Raw genomic sequence first — 2,935 nt, 5'->3', positions numbered from 1 at the left:
TCCCGGTGAACGGTTACGTGTTATCATCAATAATATTTTTAATTATTCATGGCAGCCGCCATAAATGGTGGCTGTTAAATGAAAAAATAATAGATGCTAATCATAAGGTGGAACTTTTTGTCTGTTTAGCCCGCACCATAGGTGCGAAAATAACCATATTTTATTATGACTGTTTTTCGGTCTTGATTCTACTCATACGAAATTTGACACTTAGTTAAGTAATGACAGCATGATTTTTGAGCCTATTTATTAAAGCTTGACATGTTTGAATGCTAATATCAGTGTCGATTCTAATAAAATAGTATGTGGGGAAGTAGTAAAACTGGTTTATCTTCGCTGCGAAGCAGCGGAATGTTTAAAAAAGTCTTTTGTTCTCATAATTAGTAAATGGACAGTTTTCAGTATTTTTCAAGTGGCTAAAATGAAAAAATTTGAAAAAAAACTATCGTGATGTTTTTTTGAACTGAAAGATGAGGCCGCAGGCTGCCTAAATTTATAGGCACACCCCATGCCGAATCCGTCCCACTAGATCGACAACAGCCTGAACCCCCATTGGTGTAGCCAACAACTTAGCTGGGGCTACACCACCTAGGCCCCAGGCTGTGCGGTTTAACCAAGACAGTGTCTTGACGGTATCGTTCCTGTGAAAGGCGAGAACCACATCGAGAGCCTGTGCAACTCCGTATACCCTGGCACCCTGCGATATTGATAGGGGGGCTGTAATCCGCAGCTTGCGGGCCAGTGTACTCCGGCTAATACCAGCCCACTGGCAAACCATCCCCACATCAGTCTTCATCAATTCAGCGAGCCGATAGAGTATGTCCGGTGCTACGCCAGCCACGATCCATTGATGTGCTCCTAGTGGGTCACGAGGAATACCAAGACCTTCTAGGCGCTGGTTCGGAGTAGCTGCGTCACTACTAGGATGATAGGTTGTATAGGGCATCATGTAGCATTCCTCATTGTACAAACACGACCTTTCATGAGCTATCCTACTCCAAACTGTCGCTTTGAGTGGAAGATTCACAGCAGAATGCCCCTGCATTGAGGAGGGCTGATGACCGAGTTAGTCTGTACTGAGCCTGGATTAGGCATTGAGCTTGGGACTACTTTTCAGGTTCTATCGGAGAACGGCTCTGAATGGGAAATCCTGCTGGGGAATGAATACCGCAGGATCAACAAACGCAGCGGGCGCGTTACCGGTTGGAAAACACCTCCAAAATTTGAGTGCAAAGATATCCAAAAGCAAAATGTCAAATAACTGTTCAATACAGGTGACATCTATGATATCCAACCTGCACAGGTTATTCCTATATCCACCACAGAAGAATATTATAGATTTCATAACTTATTACTTAAGGGGCTTTGCATGCTCGTAAAAGAAATTGTGCCAACAGAACAAGTTGTCGATGTCCTCTGTGATGTCTGTGGTCGTAGTACAAAAACGAATTTTGGAACCAATCAATACGGCTCGTTATCGGCGGATTTTGGCTATGGTTCCCGTCACGATGGTGAACGTTATAAGGTGCATCTGTGTGAAATGTGCTTTTTCGGTACACTCGCAACAGTGAGGGAGATGCATCGCGGGGAACATATGTTTGACGATGACTATGAGGCTGCAAACCCAGACACATTTGGGCGTGATTATTCTAATAGGGAAATAATATGAGTAATATGCTCCCATACTCTAGTTTGTGTGGAGATAAAAATCTCTTATCATCGACTCATTCTGTGAGCCAATGATACTTTTCAATCGGCTCATTTCGTGAGCCGAACAAGATCCTTCATCGGCTCATCTGGTGAGATGGTCTCAACGCTCACTACCACCTAGATTTAATTTTTGGCTACATAGTTTCATAGCAGATTGGAGCTAGGCTATTAAATAGATTCAAGCGCAATTTAGCTCACGATTTTTGAATGATGCTATTTCCAAACTATCTTGGTGCAAAAAACAGTGGAGCTGATGCTGAGATTGAGAGATAATTTTCATGATATAAAAATGTGATACATGAGGCTATCAATGAACGATTTTTTGAAAACACTGATGAATATTCGTAGTCTGCGAGCTGTACTGCGTGAGTTGTCTTATGAGCAGTTGGTCGAGGCTAAAGACAAATTTGACGAAATCTATGCCGAACGTGAGCAGCAAGAGAGCAAATTGAGAGAAGAGTCAGCTGAACGCCTGCAAAAACTGGCTGAGTTTACCGAGCTGCTGAAACAAGCGGGCATAGATCCGAGTGAGCTGGTTGGCACTGCGGCTCCAGCGAAAGCTGATGGTTCAGCCAACAAAGCCAAACGCGCTCCCCGTCCTGCAAAATACAAGTACACCGAAGGCGGTCAGGAGAAGACATGGACTGGCCAGGGGCGCATGCCCAAGGCCATTGCAGACGCTGTTGCGGCTGGAAAAGCACTGGATGACTTCTTGATCTAATGCTGAGAGCCCATGCCTGCTCGGCGTGGGCCTTTAATTCTATCTGTAGTAGGAGCACCGTATGGGGAGGACATTGGAGGATATGATTTCATCCGAATCACCCGAGGTTGTCCAGAGAGCCAAGGCGCTGGCCGAAGAGCAACTGGTACGTCTCAGTGTGACCAAACTGCTTTCAAATCTCGGGCCTGGTGATGTTCCTGCAATAGATCCCGATGTTCTCGATAGTTTGTTATCACTCAAAAGATTAGTTGAGAGCCATGACTGTCGGTTAAGTCTATTCGTTCATATGCCTGACGGCACACATCATGGCGTCAACATTTAACTAAATAGCGTCATTTGTACACCAATCGCAGCTCTCATCTACCAGATGAAATTAACGCCCCATGGCGATGCTTTTTCAAACTCCCTCGGTGTGCAAGCAGATCTGATAGCGTGTATTGCGTCCGCCACCAGGTAATTTCTCAATGCATCCCCTCTCCACCAGTCAGGGCGAGATCGTGAACA

General features: G+C 45.0%; 5 protein-coding genes. 4 read left to right on the top strand and 1 reads right to left on the bottom strand.

Features of this window, described 5'->3' with window-relative positions; translation table 11 throughout:
* A partial coding sequence (locus BN1127_RS22740; RefSeq protein WP_231557461.1) for a hypothetical protein occupies nucleotides 1-218 on the top strand: 218 nt, incomplete at its 5' end.
* 275 nt (nucleotides 219-493) lie between these two features.
* On the opposite strand, the gene BN1127_RS21355 is transcribed toward BN1127_RS22740, so the two are convergent.
* Nucleotides 494-946 (bottom strand): antitoxin Xre/MbcA/ParS toxin-binding domain-containing protein, encoded by a 453-nt coding sequence (locus BN1127_RS21355; protein ID WP_171269506.1) that lies wholly within the window; start codon nucleotides 944-946, stop codon nucleotides 494-496.
* A 111-nt stretch (nucleotides 947-1,057) separates the two neighbouring features.
* Here BN1127_RS21355 and BN1127_RS09225 point away from each other — a divergent pair, with 111 nt between their 5' ends.
* The 3 genes from BN1127_RS09225 (at nucleotide 1,058) to BN1127_RS09220 (ending at nucleotide 2,431) form a co-directional block, all read left to right on the top strand.
* Nucleotides 1,058-1,261, top strand: coding sequence for a hypothetical protein (locus BN1127_RS09225; protein WP_042649219.1), 204 nt, complete (start codon nucleotides 1,058-1,060; stop codon nucleotides 1,259-1,261).
* 108 nt (nucleotides 1,262-1,369) lie between these two features.
* Nucleotides 1,370-1,669: a hypothetical protein gene (locus BN1127_RS21350; RefSeq protein ID WP_082030024.1), complete on the top strand. Its 300-nt coding sequence runs from the start codon at nucleotides 1,370-1,372 to the stop codon at nucleotides 1,667-1,669.
* A 351-nt stretch (nucleotides 1,670-2,020) separates the two neighbouring features.
* Nucleotides 2,021-2,431, top strand: coding sequence for an H-NS family histone-like protein (locus BN1127_RS09220; protein ID WP_005303890.1), 411 nt, complete (start codon nucleotides 2,021-2,023; stop codon nucleotides 2,429-2,431).
* The last annotated feature ends 504 nt before the right edge of the window (nucleotides 2,432-2,935 follow it).

The sequence above is a fragment of the Aeromonas media genome, from assembly GCF_000819985.1.
Classification (GTDB): domain Bacteria; phylum Pseudomonadota; class Gammaproteobacteria; order Enterobacterales; family Aeromonadaceae; genus Aeromonas; species Aeromonas media.
Note: the sequence above shows the minus strand (reverse complement) of the source record. Positions and strands in the feature narration are given on the sequence as shown.

What these genes read in the sequence shown, in the direction of transcription:
- BN1127_RS09225 (WP_042649219.1), top strand. Translation starts at nt 1,058, where the DNA reads ATGACCGAGTTAGTCTGTACTGAGCCTGGATTAGGCATTGAGCTTGGG.
- BN1127_RS21350 (WP_082030024.1), top strand. Translation starts at nt 1,370, where the DNA reads ATGCTCGTAAAAGAAATTGTGCCAACAGAACAAGTTGTCGATGTCCTC.
- BN1127_RS21355 (WP_171269506.1), bottom strand. Translation starts at nt 946, where the DNA reads ATGCCCTATACAACCTATCATCCTAGTAGTGACGCAGCTACTCCGAAC.
- BN1127_RS09220 (WP_005303890.1), top strand. Translation starts at nt 2,021, where the DNA reads ATGAACGATTTTTTGAAAACACTGATGAATATTCGTAGTCTGCGAGCT.